General features: G+C 72.5%; 14 protein-coding genes. 5 read left to right on the top strand and 9 right to left on the bottom strand.

Going from position 1 to position 16334, the window contains the following annotated elements; genetic code table 11:
* Window position 1 precedes the first annotated feature (1 nt).
* On the bottom strand, window positions 2–1429 hold the full coding sequence (gene leuC / locus EIM48_RS02885) for a 3-isopropylmalate dehydratase large subunit (RefSeq protein ID WP_019399658.1): 1428 nt from the start codon (window positions 1427–1429) through the stop codon (window positions 2–4).
* A 133-nt stretch (window positions 1430–1562) separates the two neighbouring features.
* Between leuC and EIM48_RS02890 the strand changes: the two genes are divergently transcribed.
* Complete coding sequence (locus tag EIM48_RS02890) at window positions 1563–2429, top strand: LysR family transcriptional regulator (RefSeq protein ID WP_019399657.1); 867 nt, start codon at window positions 1563–1565, stop codon at window positions 2427–2429.
* Between the two features lie 161 nt (window positions 2430–2590).
* Here the strand turns inward: EIM48_RS02890 and EIM48_RS02895 are convergent, their stop codons facing one another.
* Both EIM48_RS02895 and EIM48_RS02900 read right to left on the bottom strand, forming a co-directional pair.
* Window positions 2591–5755, bottom strand: coding sequence for an efflux RND transporter permease subunit (locus EIM48_RS02895; RefSeq protein WP_125111039.1), 3165 nt, complete (start codon window positions 5753–5755; stop codon window positions 2591–2593).
* 3 nt (window positions 5756–5758) lie between these two features.
* Window positions 5759–6877: an efflux RND transporter periplasmic adaptor subunit gene (locus EIM48_RS02900; RefSeq protein WP_037034279.1), complete on the bottom strand. Its 1119-nt coding sequence runs from the start codon at window positions 6875–6877 to the stop codon at window positions 5759–5761.
* 85 nt (window positions 6878–6962) lie between these two features.
* On the opposite strand from EIM48_RS02900, the gene EIM48_RS02905 reads away from it, so the two are divergent.
* The 3 genes from EIM48_RS02905 (at window position 6963) to EIM48_RS02915 (ending at window position 9882) form a co-directional block, all read left to right on the top strand.
* Window positions 6963–7619 (top strand): TetR/AcrR family transcriptional regulator, encoded by a 657-nt coding sequence (locus EIM48_RS02905; RefSeq protein ID WP_019399654.1) that lies wholly within the window; start codon window positions 6963–6965, stop codon window positions 7617–7619.
* Window positions 7620–7757: 138 nt separating this feature from the next.
* Window positions 7758–8420 (top strand): protein-L-isoaspartate O-methyltransferase, encoded by a 663-nt coding sequence (locus EIM48_RS02910; RefSeq protein ID WP_019399653.1) that lies wholly within the window; start codon window positions 7758–7760, stop codon window positions 8418–8420.
* A 94-nt stretch (window positions 8421–8514) separates the two neighbouring features.
* Window positions 8515–9882, top strand: a complete 1368-nt coding sequence (locus EIM48_RS02915; RefSeq protein ID WP_125111040.1) for a TolC family outer membrane protein — start codon at window positions 8515–8517, stop codon at window positions 9880–9882.
* 68 nt (window positions 9883–9950) lie between these two features.
* On the opposite strand, the gene waaA is transcribed toward EIM48_RS02915, so the two are convergent.
* Complete coding sequence (gene waaA / locus EIM48_RS02920; RefSeq protein ID WP_028914553.1) at window positions 9951–11276, bottom strand: lipid IV(A) 3-deoxy-D-manno-octulosonic acid transferase; 1326 nt, start codon at window positions 11274–11276, stop codon at window positions 9951–9953.
* A 59-nt stretch (window positions 11277–11335) separates the two neighbouring features.
* Between waaA and EIM48_RS02925 the strand changes: the two genes are divergently transcribed.
* A complete protein-coding gene (locus EIM48_RS02925; protein WP_125075855.1) occupies window positions 11336–12289 on the top strand; it encodes an LpxL/LpxP family Kdo(2)-lipid IV(A) lauroyl/palmitoleoyl acyltransferase in 954 nt (317 codons plus the stop codon).
* A gap of 14 nt (window positions 12290–12303) precedes the next feature.
* On the opposite strand, the gene EIM48_RS02930 is transcribed toward EIM48_RS02925, so the two are convergent.
* The 5 genes from EIM48_RS02930 to EIM48_RS02950 all read right to left on the bottom strand — a co-directional run bounded on the left by EIM48_RS02930 (window position 12304) and on the right by EIM48_RS02950 (window position 16266).
* The gene (locus EIM48_RS02930; RefSeq protein WP_028914551.1) at window positions 12304–13629 is read right to left on the bottom strand and encodes an O-antigen ligase family protein; all 1326 of its coding nucleotides are present in this window, start codon (window positions 13627–13629) and stop codon (window positions 12304–12306) included.
* Window positions 13610–14722: a glycosyltransferase gene (locus EIM48_RS02935; protein WP_028914550.1), complete on the bottom strand. Its 1113-nt coding sequence runs from the start codon at window positions 14720–14722 to the stop codon at window positions 13610–13612. The genes EIM48_RS02930 and EIM48_RS02935 overlap by 20 nt, the downstream gene beginning before the upstream one ends.
* Window positions 14723–14750: 28 nt before the next feature.
* The gene (locus EIM48_RS02940) at window positions 14751–14948 is read right to left on the bottom strand and encodes a zinc-finger domain-containing protein (RefSeq protein ID WP_019399647.1); all 198 of its coding nucleotides are present in this window, start codon (window positions 14946–14948) and stop codon (window positions 14751–14753) included.
* Window positions 14949–15056: 108 nt separating this feature from the next.
* A complete protein-coding gene (locus EIM48_RS02945; protein WP_232207938.1) occupies window positions 15057–15746 on the bottom strand; it encodes a YceI family protein in 690 nt (229 codons plus the stop codon).
* Window positions 15679–16266 (bottom strand): malonic semialdehyde reductase, encoded by a 588-nt coding sequence (locus EIM48_RS02950; protein WP_026010733.1) that lies wholly within the window; start codon window positions 16264–16266, stop codon window positions 15679–15681. Before EIM48_RS02950 ends, EIM48_RS02945 begins: the two co-directional genes overlap by 68 nt.
* Between the last annotated feature and the right edge of the window lie 68 nt (window positions 16267–16334).

Genomic DNA, 16334 nt, shown 5'->3' on the forward strand with positions numbered 1-16334 from the left:
CTCAGGCCTGGACCAGTTCGCGCACATCGACGAAGTGGCCGGCCACCGCGGCGGCGGCGGCCATCGCCGGGCTCACCAGGTGGGTGCGGCCACCGGCGCCCTGGCGGCCCTCGAAGTTGCGGTTGGAGGTGGAGGCGCAGTGCTCGCCGGCGCCCAGCCTGTCGGGATTCATCGCCAGGCACATCGAGCAGCCCGGCTCGCGCCACTCGAAGCCAGCCTCGATGAACACCTTGTCCAGGCCCTCGGCCTCGGCCTGGGCCTTGACCAGGCCCGAGCCCGGCACCACCAGCGCCTGCTTGATCGTCGGCGCCACCTTGCGCCCGCGCGCCACCGCGGCGGCCGCGCGCAGGTCCTCGATCCGCGAGTTGGTGCACGAACCGATGAACACGCGGTCCAGCCGGATCGAGGTGATCGGCTGGTTGGGTTGCAGGCCCATGTACTTCAGGGCGCGCACGATCGAATCGCGCTTCACCGGATCGGGTTCGCGTTCCGGATCCGGCACCGTCGCGTCCACCGGCACCACCATCTCCGGCGAGGTGCCCCAGCTGACCTGCGGCTTGATGTCCTCGGCGCGCAGCTCGACCACGGTGTCGAAGTGCGCGTCCGGGTCGGAGACCAGGGTACGCCACAACGCCACCGCCGCGTCCCACTGCCCGCCCCTGGGCGCGAACGGGCGGCCCTTCACGTATTCGATGGTCTTCTCGTCCACCGCGACCATGCCCACCCGCGCGCCGGCCTCGATGGCCATGTTGCAGATGGTCATGCGGCCTTCCATCGACAGTTCGCGGATCGCGCTGCCGGCGAACTCCAGGGCGTGGCCGTTGCCGCCGGCGGTGCCGATCCGGCCGATCACCGCCAGCACGATGTCCTTGGCGGTCACGCCCGGGCCCAGCTTGCCTTCGACCCGGACCTGCATGTTCTTCATCTTCTTGGCCACCAGGCACTGGGTGGCCAGCACGTGCTCGACCTCGGAGGTGCCGATGCCGTGCGCCAATGCTCCAAAAGCACCATGCGTGGAGGTGTGCGAGTCGCCGCAGACCACGGTCATGCCCGGCAGGGTCGCGCCCTGCTCCGGACCGACCACGTGGACGATGCCCTGGCGGGCATCGTCCATGCGGAACTCGAGGATGCCGAAATCGGCGCAGTTCTCGTCCAGGGTCTGCACCTGCAGCCGCGACACCGGGTCGGCGATGGCCTGCAGGCCGCCGGCGCGCTCGGCCCGGGTGGTGGGCACGTTGTGGTCGGGCGTGGCGATGTTGGCGTCCACCCGCCACGGCTTGCGGCCGGCGAGGCGGAGCCCCTCGAACGCCTGCGGCGAGGTCACCTCGTGCAGGATGTGGCGGTCGATGTAGATCAGCGAGGAGCCGTCGTCGCGGCGGCTTACCTCGTGCATTTCCCACAGCTTGTCGTAAAGGGTCTTGCCGGCCATTCCCTCTGTTCCTCTGGCGGTGGCGGGCGCGCGGCCCGCCGGGCTTGGGGAAATCCTGCCGCCTTGCCATCGATAACTCAAATGCATATTTTTCATCCGGTAGATTCCTGCCAGGAATCAATCCGGAGCCGCGATGGACTGGGGCAGCCTGTCGGCATTCGTCGCCGTCGCCGAGCGCGGCGGCTTTTCCGCCGCCGCCGAGCAGCTGCACCTGACCCAGCCTGCAGTAAGCAAGCGCATCGCCCAGCTGGAGCAGGACCTGGAGGTGCGCCTGTTCGACCGCCTCGGCCGCCAGGTGGTGCTGACCGAGGCCGGGCGCCTGCTGCTGCCGCGGGCGCGGCAGATGCTGGCCGAGGCCGATGCGGCGCGGCGCGCGTTGCAGGACCTGGGCCAGGACATCGGCGGCCGCCTGAGCCTGGCCACCAGCCACCACGTCGGCCTGCACCGGCTGCCGGCCCTGCTGCGCCGCTTTACCGCGCTGCACCCGCGGGTGGCGCTGGACATCCGCTTCATGGATTCGGAGCAGGCCTATGCCCAGGTGCTGGGCGGCGACGTGGAGCTGGCGGTGACCACGCTGGGGCCGACCGAGGCACCGCTGCTGGCGACGCCGGTATGGGACGACCCGCTGCGCTTCGTGGTGGCGCCGGACCATCCGCTGGCGCGGATGGCGAAGGTGGGCCTGGCCGACATCGCCGCGCATCCGGCGGTCCTGCCGGATCCGGGCACCTTCACCCACCGCATCGTCGCCCAGGCCTTTGCCCGCCGCGGCCTGTCGCTGCAGCTGCGCCTGACCACCAATTACATGGAGACCATCAAGATGCTGGTCTCGGTGGGCCTGGCCTGGGGCGCGCTGCCGCTGACCATGCTCGACGCGCAGGTGCAGGTGCTGCCGGTCCAGGGCGTGCAGCTTTCACGGCAACTCGGGTATGTCGTGCATGGCGGCCGCACGCTGTCGCGGGCGGCGCAGGCGTTCATCGCGCTGCTGCGTGGGGATTCGTGATTGGTGATTGGTGATTGGTGATTGGCCGGGACGATGGCGCTGGCCGACGGGTAAGCGAAGCGCACCCGGGTTCCCCTCTTCCGAGGGGAGTGGGGCTTCGTGCGGGTGTGCCCGGGGCGTAGCCGAAGCAGCGGCATTGCTCCGGCTACACCGTCCCGCCGTCAGGCTGTTGCCTCTTCCGGCCTGACCCGGAACCAGGCCGCGTACAGCGCCGGCAGGAACAGCAGGGTCAGCGCGGTGGCCACGATCAGGCCGCCCATGATCGCCACCGCCATCGAGCCGTAGAACGCGCTGCGCGACAGCGGGATCATCGCCAGCACCGCGGTGAGCGCGGTCAGCACGATCGGGCGGAAGCGGCGCACCGTGGCGTCGACGATCGCGTGCCAGCGGTCGTGGCCGGCGGCGATGTCCTGCTCGATCTGGTCGACCAGGATCACCGAGTTGCGCATCACCATGCCGGCCAGCGCGATCGTGCCGAGCAGGGCCACGAAGCCGAACGGCATGCGGAACAGCAGCAGGAACCAGGTGGCGCCGATCAGGCCCAGCGGCGCGGTCACCAGCACCATCAGCGTGCGCGAGAAGCTGCGCAGCTGCACCATCAGCAGGGTGGTGACCACGAACAGGAACAGCGGCATGCCGGCCTTGATCGAGTTCTGGCCGCGCGCCGAGTCCTCCACCGAACCGCCCACCTGCAGCAGGTAGCCGGCCGGCATCGAGGCGCGGATCTCCTCCAGGGTCGGATCGATCTGCGCGGTGACCGCCGCCGGCAGCAGCTCGTCGCCGATGTCCGCGCGCACGGTGATCGTCGGCAGCCGGTCGCGGTGCCAGATGATCCCCTCCTCGAAGGTCTGGCGGATGCGCGCCACCTGCGACAGCGCCACGTTGCCGCCGTCGCCGGTGGGGATGGCCAGGCTGCCCAGCAGTTCCAGCTGCTCGCGGTCGCCGGCGCCGCCACGCAGCATGATCCCGACCAGCTCGTTGCCCTCGCGGAAGGTGCTGGCGGTGTAGCCGGACAGCTGCGCGCTGAGGAACTGCGCCAGCTGGGCGCTGTTGACGCCCAGCGCGCGGGCGCGGTCCTGGTCGATTTCCAGGCGCACCACCTTGCTCGGCTCGTCCCAGTCCAGGTTGACGTTGGTGGTGTGCGGGTTGGCGCGCACCTTCTCCGCGACCTTGCGCGCGATCGCGCGCACCTGGTCGATGTGCTCGCCGGAAACGCGGAACTGCACCGGGTAGCCCACCGGCGGGCCGTTCTCCAGCCGGGTCACGCGCATCTGCAGCTCCGGGAACTGCGGCGCCACCTCGCGCAGCAGCCAGTTGCGCAGTTCCTCGCGCGCCTGGATGTCGCGTGCCAGGACCACGAACTGGCTGAAGTTGGTCGCCGGCAGCTGCTGGTCCAGCGGCAGGTAGAAGCGCGGCGAGCCGGTGCCGACGTAGGCCACATAGTTGCGCACGTCCTCGCGCTGCTGCAGCAGCGCCTCCAGTTTCTTCGCCTGCGCCTCGGTGGCGCGCAGCGACGCGCCCTCGGCCAGTTCCAGGTCCACCATCAGCTCCGGCCGGGTCGAATCCGGGAAGAACTGCTGCGGCACGAAGCGGAACATCGCCAGCGACAGCACGAACAGGCCGACGGTGGCGCCGATCACCCACCAGCGCCGGCGCAGGCAGGCATCGAGCAGGCGGCGGAAGCGCTGGTAGAACGGGCGCTGGTACGGGTCGTGGTGGTGGCCGTCGAGCGGCGCCGGGGCCAGCAGGGCGGCGTACTGCGGCCAGCGGTCGGCCAGCCGCTCGCGGAAGGCACGCCGGCGCGCGGCCAGGCTGCCCGGCTTCGGCGGCCGGGGATGCGCCAGGTCCGGCAGCATCTTGTCGCCCAGGTAGGGGATGAACAGCACCGCGGCGATCCACGACACCAGCAGGGCGATGGTCACCACCTGGAACAGCGAGCGGGTGTACTCGCCGGTGCTGGAGGCGGCGGTGGCGATCGGCAGGAAGCCGGCCGCGGTGATCAGGGTGCCGGTGAGCATCGGGAACGCGGTCGATTCCCAGGCGAAGCTGGCCGCGCGCAGGCGGTCGAAGCCCTGCTCCATCTTGATGGCCATCATCTCCACCGCGATGATCGCGTCGTCCACCAGCAGGCCCAGCGCCAGCACCAGCGCGCCCAGCGAGATCTTGTGCAGGCCGATGCCGAAGTAGTTCATCACCGCGAAGGTCATCGCCAGCACCAGCGGGATCGAGACCGCCACCACCAGGCCGGTGCGGAATCCCAGCGAGAAGAAGCTGACCAGCAGCACGATGGTCACCGCCTCGGCCAGCACGCGCACGAACTCGCCCACCGAGTCGCGCACCGCCTCCGGCTGGTCGGAGACCTTGCGCAGCTGCACGCCCGCCGGCAGCTGCTCCTGCAGCCGCGCGAACTCGGCCTCCAGCGCCTCGCCCAGGCGCAGGATGTGGCCGCCGTCGCGCATGGCCACGGCGATGCCGATCGCGTCCTGGCCCATGAAGCGCATGCGCGGCGCGGCCGGATCGGCGAAACCGCGGGTCACCGTGGCCACGTCCTGCAGGCGGATGGTGCGGCCGTTGGCGCGGATCGGGAACGCGCGGATCTCCTCCAGGGTGCGGAACGGGCCATCCACCCGCAGCTGCACGCGCTCGGAGGCGGTCTCGTAGAACCCGGCCGGCACCACCGCGTTCTGTCCTTCCAGCGCCTGCTGCACCGCCTGCAGCGGGATGCCCAGGGTGGCCAGGCGCGCGTTGTCGATCTCGATCCAGACCTTCTCGTCCTGCAGGCCGATCAGCTCGACCTTGCCCACGTCCGCCACCCGCTGCAGTTCCAGCTGGATGCGGTCGGCGTAGTCCTTGAGGATGGCGTAGTCGAAGCCCTCGCCGGTGAGGGCGTAGATGTTGCCGAAGGTGTCGCCGAACTCGTCGTTGAAGAACGGCCCGACCACCCCGTCCGGGAGCGTGGCGCGGATGTCGCCGACCTTCTTGCGTACCTGGTAGAACAGCTCGGGGATGTCCTTCGAGCGCATCGAGTCGCGGGCCATGAAGATCACCTGCGACTCGCCCGGGCGCGAGTACGAGCGCACGAACTCGTACTTGCCGGTGTTCATCACCGCCTTCTCGATCCGCTCGGTGACCTGCAGCGAGACCTCCTCGGCGGTGGCGCCCGGCCACAGCGTGCGCACCACCATGGCCTTGAAGGTGAACGGTGGGTCCTCGCTCTGGCCCAGGCGCAGGTAGGACCAGGTGCCGATCACCGCCAGGGCGATCATCGCGTACAGCACCAGGCCGCGGTTGTGCAGCGCCCACTCGGAAAGGTTGAAGCGGCGCATGGCTCAGTCCGCCTTCGGCCGCACGGCGGCGGCCACCGGCCGGTTGCCGCGGTCCACCGCGAGCACCGCCTCGCCCTCGCGCAGCAGGTGGCCGCCGGCGGCGACCACCCAGTCGTCGGCGCGCAGCTCGCCGCGGACCTCCACCGTCTCGGTGCCCAGCGGCCCGTGCTCGACCGGCACGCTGGCGACCTTGCCCTCGCGCACCACCCACACCGCCGGCTTGCCGTCGGCGCCCTGCTGCAGCGCCGCCAGCGGCACCCGCAGGCCGGCGCCGGCCGCGCCGTGGCCGAGGAACACGCGCGCGCTCTGGCCCAGCACCACGTCGCCGGCCACCGCATCGTCCAGGGCCACGCGCACGGCGTAACTGCGGGTCAGCGGATCGGCCGCCGGGGCCAGTTCGCGGATCCGCGCCGGCAGGCGCTGGCCGGGGCGGCTCCACAGCTCGACCTCGGCCGGATCGCCGACCTTGAACTGGCCGATGCGGTCCTCCGGCAGGTCGATCGCCACCTCGCGGCCACCGTCGGCGGCCAGGGTGAACACGGTCTGCCCGGCCGCCACCACCTGGCCGACCTCGGCCTGGCGGCTGGCGATCACCCCGGCGTGCGGCGCGCGCAGGGTGGCATAGGCGGCCTGGTTGCGGGTCACCTCCCACTGCGCGCGGGCGGCATCGACCTGCCCGGCCGCGGCCTTGTACGCCGCCTCCTGGGCCTCGTAGGCCGAGCGGCTCACCAGCTGCTGCTCGACCAGCTTCGCGTAGCGGTCCAGGTCGCCCTTCGCCCGCGCCAGCTCGGCCTCAGCCGCCGCCAGCTGCGCCCGCGCGGCCTGCGCCTGCAGCGCCTGGTCGCCCGGATCCAGCTCGGCCAGCACCTGGCCTTCGGCCACCCGCGCACCGGCGTCCACCCGCCGCGCCACCAGCTCGCCACCGATGCGGAACGCCAGCGGGCTTTCCTCGCGCGCCCGCACCTCGCCGGGGAAGGCCAGCCCCGCAGCTTCGCCGGCCGCCTGTGGCTGCACCACCCAGACCGGGCGCGCCTTCTCCGGCGCCTCCGCGCCATTGCCGCACCCCGCGAGGGCGACCACCACGAGGGCTGCCGCTACGCCACGCCTGACCCGTCCCTGCATCGCCACGACTCCGTCCCGTAGGTGGAAAATAGTGAACCGGCCGGTATGGTATAAATAGAAAACCAACTAGTCTAGTATTGCCTGCATGACCCGCCCGACCACGCCCGCCAGCGCCGCCGCGCCCGCCCGCAATCCGGGCCCCGGCCGCCCCAAGGACCTGGCCAAGCGCGCCGCGATCCTGGAAGCAGCCAAGCGCATGTTCCTCGAACAGGGCTACCAGGGCGTGAGCATGGACCAGATCGCCGCCGCCGCCGGCGTGTCCAAGCTGACCGTCTACAGCCACTTCGGCGACAAGGAGACCCTGTTCTCCGAGGCGATCGCCGCCAAGTGCCGCGAGGTGCTGCCGGACGAGCTGTTCGTGAACCCGCCCGAGGGCCCGCTGCGCGAGCAGCTGCTGGCCATCGGCCACGCCTTCTTCGCCCTGATCAGCAGTGAGGAGGCGCTCCGCATCCACCGCATGATGACCGCCGGCGCCGGCGAGGACGCCCTGCGCCACCTGTTCTGGAACGCCGGCCCGCGGCGGGTGCAGGATGCCTTCGCCCAGTTCCTGCAGGCCCGGGTGGACGAGGGCCTGCTGCGGATCGGGGACGTGCCGCTGGCCGCCTCGCAGTTCTTCTGCCTGCTCAAGGGCGAGCTGTACTCGAAGATGGCCTGCGGCCTGTGCGGCACGCCCGCGCCGGCCGACCTGCAGCGGCACCTGCGGGCCACGGTGGATTTCTTCCTGCGCGCCTATGCGGCCTGAACCGCGTCCCGCAGGGCCGGTGGTCGCGGTGACTTCCGGCACTGAACGCCGCCGCCCGGGCGCGGCGATCCTTCCAGCGCCGGCACGGGCCGCCGCGGTAGTAGAATGCCCGGCCTCCCGCGCCTTGTGATAGCAGCCATGACGATCGATTACGCCCTTGCCCGCGAACTGATGGTGGAACAGCAGGTCCGCCCTTGGGAGGTCCTGGACGCCGCCGTGCTCGAGGTGATCGGCCGCCTGCCGCGCGAGGCGTTCGTGCCGGAGGCGCAGCGCGCGCTGGCCTACGCCGACATCGAGCTGCCGCTGGGCCACGGCGTGCGCATGATGAAGCCGGTGGTCGAGGGCCGCATGCTCCAGGCCCTGGCCCTGCAGCCGGGCGACAGCGTGCTGGAAGTGGGCACCGGCAGCGGCTACGTCACCGCCTGCCTGGGCGAGCTGGCGCGCGAGGTGGTGAGCATCGAGATCCAGCCGGAACTGGCCGCCGCCGCGCGCAGGCACCTGGACGCTGCCCGCCTGGGCACCAACGTCCGCATCGAGACCGCCGACGCCCTGCAGTACGCGCCGACCCGCCAGTTCGACGCGGTCTGCGTGACCGCCGCGGTGGACACGGTCCCGACCCGGTTCCTGGAGTGGCTGCGCCCGGGCGGCCGCCTGTTCGTGGTCCGTGGCCGCGCGCCGGTGATGGAAGCCGTGCTGCTGCGCCACACCGGCGATGTCAACGCGCCGGCCGTTGAATCGTTGTTCGAGACCGAGCTCGAGTACCTGCGCGGCGCCGAGCCGGCCCCGCAGTTCAGTTTCTGACCGCAATGCCCCGCGGGGCAGCGGTCGGATCCCGATATCCCCACGACGGCCCGGGCATGGACCCGGGCCCAACATGAAGATAAGGAAGCCGCTGATGATCCGCCGTTCCCTCGCCCTGGCCCTGGCGGCCGCACTGGCCCCCGCCTCCGCCGGCGCCGCCGACCTGCTGCAGACCTACGAGATGGCCCGCAACGGCGACCCCACGCTGGCGATCGCCGAATCGAACACGCTGATCACCAAGGAAGGCCGGGTCCAGGCGCGCGCGGCGCTGCTGCCGCAGGTCAACGGCTCCGCCAGCCTCACCCGCTCGCGTACCGAGCGCGATGGCCGTCCCGGCACCATCGAAAGGACCTCCCGCAGCTACGGCCTGCGCGCGTCGCAGACGCTGTTCAACTGGGGCGACTTCTCCACCCTGCGCGCCGAGCGCACGCTCAGCGCCGCCGCCGACCAGGACCTGGCCGCCGCCGGCGACGACCTGATGGTGCGCACCGCCGCCGCCTACTTCGACGTGCTGGTGGCGATCGAGTCCCTGGCCGCCGCCGAGACCAACGAGGCCGCCGCCAAGCGCCAGTTCGACTACGCCGACAAGCGCCTGGAAGTGGGCCTGGCCCCGATCACCGACGTGCACGAGGCCCGCGCCCAGTACGACGAGGCCCGCGCCAACACCATCCTCGCCCGCAACGCCCTGCAGGACGCCTACCAGGCGCTGGCCGAGCTGACCGGGCAGTCGGTGCGCGACCTGCGCGCCCTGCCGGCCGACTTCCGTCCGGAGCTGCCGAGCCTGCGCAGCGACGCCGACGCCTGGGTGGCCGCCGCAATCGAGCGCAATCCCAGCCTGCGCTCGGCCGAGCTGCGTGCCCAGGCCGCGGACCAGAGCGTGGAAACCGCCCGTGCCGGCCACTACCCCACCCTGGCGCTCAACGCCGACTGGGGCAAGGACGCGGCCTGGGGCGACATCGACAACCTCACCGGCGCTGGCAACGGCGAAAGCACCGGCAGCAGCATCGGCATCACCCTGAACGTGCCGATCTTCTCCGGCGGCGCGACCCAGTCGCGCGTGCGCCAGGCGATCGCCCAGCGCGACATCGCCCAGGACCAGTACGAGCAGCAGCGCCGCGCCCTGGACCGCAACACCCGCAACCTGTACCAGGCCCTGGTCGCCGGCGTGAGCGAGGTCGAGGCCCGCCGCCTGGCCGTGGTCTCGGCGCAGAGTGCCTACGAGGCCTCGCAGGTCGGCCTGGAAGTCGGCACCCGCACCGTGCTGGACGTGGTCCAGAACCAGCGCACCCTGTTCCAGGCCCAGGTCGAGTACGCCCGCGCCAAGTACAACTTCCTGCTCAACCGCCTGCTGCTGTCGCAGGCCACCGGCGAGCTGGACGTGGACGCGCTGCGCCAGGTCAATGCCCTGCTGACCGTCGACGCCGAGGCCCAGCTGCAGGATCCGTCGGTCCTGCGCCAGTAAGCCGCGGCACCGGCACCGGAATGGAGAAGGCCGCCCACGGGGCGGCCTTCTTCGTTTCCGGCTTCCGCTCAGTCCTCGACCGGATCCGGCGCCGGCAGGTCCGGCGCGATCAGCTCCAGGGTGTTGCGCAGCGCCCCGCGGCCCTGGTCGACCAGGGCGCGGCCGGCCTCGACCATGGCCTGGCGCAGCGGGGCGTCGCCCAGCAGCGCCTCCAGCGCGTCGCCGACCTCCTGCAGGTCGCGGCCCACGCGCAGCGCCCCGGCCTCGTCCAGGCGCCGCGAGATCTCGGCGAAATTGTGCAGGTGCGGGCCGGTGACCACCGCCGTGCCCACCGCCGCCGGCTCCAGCAGGTTGTGCCCGCCGACCGGCTGCAGGCTGCCGCCGACGAAGGCCACGTCGGCGCAGGCGTAGAACGCCATCAGCTCGCCCAGGGTATCGACCACGAACACGTCGTCCCCGGCCGCCGGCCAGCCGCCGGCGCTGCGCGTGCCCACCTGCCAGCCCGCCGCCTCGGCCGCGGCGCGTACCCGCCCGAAGCGCTCCGGGTGGCGCGGCGCCCACAGCAGCAGCAGGTCCGGCCAGCGCGCACGCAGGCGCCGGTGCAGGGCCAGCACGTCCTCCTCCTCGCCCTCGTGGGTGCTGGCCGCGATCCACACCGGGCGCTTGCGGCCGAGCGCGTCCTCGAACGCCGCGCGCAACGCCTCCAGGCCGTCGGGCACCTCCACGTCGTACTTGAGGTTGCCCAGCACCCGCACCTGGTCGGGACGCGCGCCCAGCACCTGGAAGCGGCGCGCATCGGCGTCGGACTGCGCGGCCACGCAGCGCACCGTGCGCAGGGCGCGGCCCAGCAGCGGCCGCAGCAGGCGGTAGCCGCGCAGGGAACGGGCCGACAGGCGCGCGTTGAGCACGTACACCGGGATGCCGTGGTCGCGGCAGCCGAACAGCATGTTCGGCCACAGCTCGGTTTCCATGATCAGTGCCAGGGTCGGGCGGAAGTGCTGCAGGAAGCGGTCCACGCTGCCGGGCAGGTCGTAGGGCAGGTACACGTGGTCCACCCGCCCGCCCCACAGCGCGCGCACCCGCTGCGAGCCGGTGGGCGTGATCGTGGTGACCACCCAGCGGGTGCCCTTGCCCTGGCGCAGCAGGGCGTTGACCAGCGGCGCGGCGGCGTTGACCTCGCCCACCGACACCGCGTGCAGCCACACGCACGGGCGGCCCTGCTCGGTGCTGTAGGCGCCGTAGCGCTCGTCCCAGCGGCGGAAGTACTCGCGCACGCGGAAGCCGCGCGAGATCAGGTGGTACAGGGTGAAGGGCGACAGCAGGTACAGCGCCAGCGAGTAGAGCCAGCGCACCAGGCGTTCGCCCGGTTCCTTGGGCGGAAACGGAGTCGGCATCGGCGCAGGATAGCCGAGCCGGCGACGGCCGGTTGCCGGCCAAGGCTTAGAATCTGCGCATGAGCGCCGCAGACACGCCCCCTCCCCGCCCTTCCTTCGCCCCGCGCAACTGGCCGATGTGGCTGGCCCTGGGGATCATGGTCGCCGCCGCGCGCCTGCCCTGGCTGTGGCAGCGCGCGATCGGCCGCGGGGTGGGCTGGCTGGCCTGGCACCTGGCCCGCGAGCGCCGCCGCGCCGCCGAGGTCAACCTCGCCCTGTGCTTCCCGCAGCAGACGCCGCAATGGCGCGCGCGCCTGGCGCGCGACAGCTTCGACGCGCTGGGCGTTGGCCTGTTCGAGTTCGCGCGCGCCTGGTGGGGTTCGCTGGCGCCGATCGAGCGCGACGTCCGGATCGAGGGTCTGGAGCACCTGCGCGAACTGCAGGCCCAGGGCCGCGGCGTGCTGCTGGTTTCCGGCCACTTCATGACCCTGGAGATGTGCGGGCGGCTGCTGTGCGGGCAGGTGCCGCTGGCCGGCATGTACCGCCGCCACCGCAACCCGGTGATGGAGTGGGCGGTCAAGCGCGGCCGCCTGCGCTATGCGGTGGCGATGTTCGCCAACAGCGACCTGCGCGGCGCGGTGCGCCACCTCAAGCGCGGCGGGATGCTGTGGTACGCGCCGGACCAGGACATGCGCGGCAAGGACTCGGTGTTCGCGCCGTTCTTCGGCATGCCGGCCTCGACCATCACCGCCACCCACCAGCTGGCGCGGGTCACCGGCTGCGCGGTGGCGCCGTTCTTCCACCGCCGCGAGGGCGGCCGCTACATCCTGCGCGTGGCCCCGCCGCTGGCGGACTTCCCCAGCGAGGACGCGGTCGCCGACACCGCCCGGGTCAACGCCGCGATCGAGGCCATGGTGCGCGAGGCGCCGGCGCAGTACCTGTGGATCCACCGCCGCTTCAAGCGCCAGCCGCAGGGCCGCAGCAACTACTACGAGCGCGGCCGCGGCCTGCCCGCGCCGCCACCGGCCGCCTGAGGCCGGCCCGGAGCTCAGGCGCGCGCCGCCGGCGCGTCGCCGCGGGCATGCAGCAGCCCGGCGTAGAGCCCGGCCAGCAGCATCAGCACCCCGCCCCAGAAGGTGGAATAGAACGCCAGGTGGGTGTTGAGCGGGAACACGGTCGCCGCCAGCGCCAGCAATGCCGGGGCCGCGCGCCGGCGCGCCGCGGGCCCGGCGCGGCACCAGCCGCGCCACGCCGCCCAGGCCCCGCCCAGCCAGGCCAGCAGGCCCAGCACGCCGGTCTCGCTCAGCAGTTCCAGCACCAGCTGGTGCGCGTGCAGCGCCTCGCCGCCGCCCCACAGGGTCTCCTGCGCCGGCGCCGGATCGCAGCCTGCCCAGGCCCGGCGGAAGCCGCGCACGCCCACGCCGTTCAGCGGATGCTCGCGTGCCATGCATAGCGCGCCCCGCCAGATCCGCCCACGTCCGGACAAGGCGCCGTCGATCCCGCCGGCATCGGCCTGCAGCGCCAGCGCAGTGCGCGCCACCCGCTGCTGCAGCGGCGGCGAGGCCAGGTACAGCGCCACCAGCGCCAGCAGCGCGGCAGCTCCGAAGCCGGCCAGCCGCGCCGGCCCCAGCACCCGCCAGCCCGTGGCCAGCAATACCAGCGCCAACGTCAGCCAGGCCGCACGCGCGCCGCCGAGGACGACGGCCAGGCCCAGCACCGCCGCGGCCAGGCACCAGCCCCACGCCCGCCCGCGCGCCGCCGCCGGGGCGAGGACGAATGGCGCCAGGCTGGCCAGCACCAGGCCCAGCTTGGGATTGCAGTCACCAAACACGCCGTTGACCCGGTCCCAGGCCTGCACCTCGGCAACCGGACACAGCGGCCCGCCGCCGGCCAGCGCCTTCAGCGCGTCCAGGGCGAGGAACAGCGGACTGGCCCCGGCCAGCGCCTGCAGCAGCGCATCGACGCTCCAGGCCAGCGCCAGCAGCGCCAGCCCACCCAGCACCACCCCGCGCCCGCGCGGTTCGCGCACGGCAATGGCGACGCCCCACAGCAGCGGCAGGTAGCGCAGGTCGGCCAGGGTTTCCTTCCAGGCCCGGGCCCGGTCCAGCGCGTCCGCGGCCGACAGCAGCTCCGGCAGCCAGTAGGCGCCGAACAGCAGGCCCGCCAGCACGAACGCGCCGCGCTGCAGCGGCAACGGCCGGCGCCGCAGCGCGCACCAGGCCAGCTGCACGGCCACCGCCAGCGCCCCCAGCGACAGCACCGCCTCGGCCGGCCCCGGTAGCGGCCACAGCGCCACCGCCAGCAGCACCCAGGCCGGCGTCCAGGCGAACGCGCGGCCAGGCGCGGGAGCGTGCTCAGCCGGCCAGTTCCGCATACAGGTCCAGGGTGGCCTGCTGCATGGCCTGCAGGGTGAAGGGGACGGCCACCGGCGCGGGCGGCTCGCGCAACAGCCGGGCTGCGGCCGCGGCCAGCGCATCGCTGTCGAACGGCGGCACCGCGCCGGCCGGCTGCAGCGCCTGCAGCAGTTCGCCCACCCCGCCATGGGCCCAGCCCAGCACCGGGCGGCCCACCGCCAGCGCTTCCACCACGGTACGGCCGAAGGCCTCGGGCTTGCGCGACAGCTGCAGCACCAGGTCGCTGGCCGCGTACGCGGTGGCAATGGCCGCGGTGGGTGCAGTGAACAGCACCGCATCGGCCACGCCCAGCTGCGCGGCCAAGGCCTCCAGTTCGGCGATATAGGCCTCGCGCCCGGGTTCGCGCGCGCCCGGCAGCCACAGCCGTGCCTGCGGCTGGCCACCGGCACGCAGGGCGGCCAGCAGCCGCAGGGCGTCGGCATGGCCCTTCAGGCGCGTGCCGCGCCCGGGCAGCAGCAGCAAGGGGGCGGCCCCGGCCAGGGCCGGGTGCTCCGCCGCCACCGCGGCGCGGGCAGCGGGATCGGGCAAGGGCCGCGGCGGAAACTGCGCCGGATCGATGCCGCGCTCGATCACCCGCAGCCGGCCCGGATCGGTGTCCGGGTAATGCCGCAGCACGTAGTCGCGCACCGTGCGCGAGACACAGACCACGCGCTCGCCGCTGGCCATGACCGCGCTGTAGCGCCCGGGCGAATTGAGTCCGTGCACGGTGGTGACCCAGTGCGGGCGGCGCGCGGCCGGCAGCCCGGCCAGGGCCATCCGTCCCAGCCAGGCCGGCAGGCGCGAGCGCGCGTGGACGATGTCCACGCCCTGGTCCAGGAACAACCGGCGCAGGGCCGGGACATGGCGCAGCACGGCCGGCGACTTGCGGCCGATGGCCAGTTCGACGTGCTCTGCCCCGCCGGCGCGCAGCTGCGGCACCAGGCGGCCGCCGGCGGAGACGACGATGGCGCGGTGGCCGCCGGCGGCCAGGGCCGCGGCGATCTCGAGGGTGGAACGTTCGACGCCGCCGGATTCCAGCGCCGGCAGCAGCTGGACCACGGTCAGGCGGCGCATCGGCGGCGCGGCCGGGATGCGGCGGGCGTCAGTCGACCAGCTGGTAGACGGCCGAGCAGTACGGGCACTTGGCCTCGCCGTTCGGCTCGTCCTGGATCGGCAGGTACACGCGCGGGTGCGAGTTCCACAGCGCCATTTCCGGCGTCGGGCAGCTCAGCGGCAGGTCCGCGCGGTGCACGGTGTAACGCTTCTCGGCATTGGCGGGCGCGGCGGCGGTGGTGTTCATGGCGTGTAGCTCGGATCGGCAGGAAGCGCGTGGATTCTACCAGCGCGCGGGCCACCGCGGCCCGGGTCGCGGCGGTGCCGGCCCGCGCGGGGCCGGCACCGGCGGGCCTCACTTGGCCTTGGCGTGGGCCTCGGTGGTGATGCGCAGGGTCACCTCGTCGCCGACGTTGGGCACGTAGGCGCCCACGCCGAACTCGCTGCGCAGGATGGTGGCGGTGGCGTCGAAGCCGATCGCCGGGGCCTTGAGCATCGGATGGTCGGCGGCCTTGTTGAAGGTCACGTCCAGCACCACCGGGCGGGTGATGTCCTTGATGGTCAGCTCGCCGGTGACCTTGAGCTTGCCCTCGCCGGCGGGCTCGACCTTGGTGCTCCTGAACTTCGCGGTCGGGTACTTCTCGGCGTCGAAGAAGTCGGCGCTGCGCAGGTGCTCGTTGAACTTGCTGCTGAAGGCCTCCAGGCCGGACAGCGGCAAGGTCACCTCCACGCTGGAGGCGGACACGTTGTCGGCGTCGTACACCAGGGTGCCCTGGACGTCGCCGAAGTTGGCGAACGGATGCGAGAAGCCGAAGTGGCTCCACTGCGCCAGCACGTTGGTGTGGGTCGGATCGAGGTTGTAGGTCACCGGGGCGGCGGAGGCGGCACCGGCGAAGGCGGCCAGGGCGACGGCGAGCAGGATCTTGCGCATGGTGGAACTCCTTGTGGTTTGCCGTGACGACTGCGGGGGCGACGCCTCAGACGATGCGCGCGGCTTCGTCGAAGGACAGTCGCGGGGAACGCGGGAACAGGCTGGCCGGGTCACCGTAGCCGAGGTTGACCAGGATTTCCGAGCGGATGTTGGTGCCGGCGAAGAACGCCTCGTCGACCTTGGCCGGGTCGAAGCCGGTCATCGGGCCGGCGTCCAGGCCCAGCGCGCGCGCGGCCAGGATCAGGTAGCCGGCCTGCAGCGACATGTTCAGCAGCGAGGGCTTGTCGCGGCCCTCGCGCGGGCCGTCGAACCAGGCCTTGGCGTCGGCGTGCGGGAACAGGTAGGGCAGCTTCTCGTGGAAATCCAGGTCGCGGCCGACGATCACCGTCACCGGCGCGGACATGGTCTTGGCATGGTTGCCCTCGGACAGCGCCGGGGCGAGCTTGGCCTTGGCCTCGGCCGATTTCACGAACACGAAGCGCGCCGGCGTGGTATTGGCTCCGGTCGGGCCCAGCTTCAGCAGGTCGTAGAGCCGGCGCAGGGTGTCGTCGCTTACTTCGCCGGTGAAGGCGTTGTAGGTGCGGGCGCTGCGGAACAGCTGGTCGAGGGCGGCTTCGTTCAACGGTTGGCTCATGGTTCTGGCTAAAGGGTCCGGTTGCGGCACGAGGCCACGGGTGGGCCGCAGTGTAGAGTGTTGCAGCA

Origin of the sequence: Pseudoxanthomonas sp. SGNA-20 (genome assembly GCF_003931635.1) — a bacterium.
Taxonomy (GTDB): domain Bacteria; phylum Pseudomonadota; class Gammaproteobacteria; order Xanthomonadales; family Xanthomonadaceae; genus Pseudoxanthomonas.

What these genes read in the sequence shown, in the direction of transcription:
- leuC (WP_019399658.1), bottom strand. Translation starts at nt 1,429, where the DNA reads ATGGCCGGCAAGACCCTTTACGACAAGCTGTGGGAAATGCACGAGGTA.
- EIM48_RS02890 (WP_019399657.1), top strand. Translation starts at nt 1,563, where the DNA reads ATGGACTGGGGCAGCCTGTCGGCATTCGTCGCCGTCGCCGAGCGCGGC.
- EIM48_RS02895 (WP_125111039.1), bottom strand. Translation starts at nt 5,755, where the DNA reads ATGCGCCGCTTCAACCTTTCCGAGTGGGCGCTGCACAACCGCGGCCTG.
- EIM48_RS02900 (WP_037034279.1), bottom strand. Translation starts at nt 6,877, where the DNA reads ATGCAGGGACGGGTCAGGCGTGGCGTAGCGGCAGCCCTCGTGGTGGTC.
- EIM48_RS02905 (WP_019399654.1), top strand. Translation starts at nt 6,963, where the DNA reads ATGACCCGCCCGACCACGCCCGCCAGCGCCGCCGCGCCCGCCCGCAAT.
- EIM48_RS02910 (WP_019399653.1), top strand. Translation starts at nt 7,758, where the DNA reads ATGACGATCGATTACGCCCTTGCCCGCGAACTGATGGTGGAACAGCAG.
- EIM48_RS02915 (WP_125111040.1), top strand. Translation starts at nt 8,515, where the DNA reads ATGATCCGCCGTTCCCTCGCCCTGGCCCTGGCGGCCGCACTGGCCCCC.
- waaA (WP_028914553.1), bottom strand. Translation starts at nt 11,276, where the DNA reads ATGCCGACTCCGTTTCCGCCCAAGGAACCGGGCGAACGCCTGGTGCGC.
- EIM48_RS02925 (WP_125075855.1), top strand. Translation starts at nt 11,336, where the DNA reads ATGAGCGCCGCAGACACGCCCCCTCCCCGCCCTTCCTTCGCCCCGCGC.
- EIM48_RS02930 (WP_028914551.1), bottom strand. Translation starts at nt 13,629, where the DNA reads ATGCGGAACTGGCCGGCTGAGCACGCTCCCGCGCCTGGCCGCGCGTTC.
- EIM48_RS02935 (WP_028914550.1), bottom strand. Translation starts at nt 14,722, where the DNA reads ATGCGCCGCCTGACCGTGGTCCAGCTGCTGCCGGCGCTGGAATCCGGC.
- EIM48_RS02940 (WP_019399647.1), bottom strand. Translation starts at nt 14,948, where the DNA reads ATGAACACCACCGCCGCCGCGCCCGCCAATGCCGAGAAGCGTTACACC.
- EIM48_RS02950 (WP_026010733.1), bottom strand. Translation starts at nt 16,266, where the DNA reads ATGAGCCAACCGTTGAACGAAGCCGCCCTCGACCAGCTGTTCCGCAGC.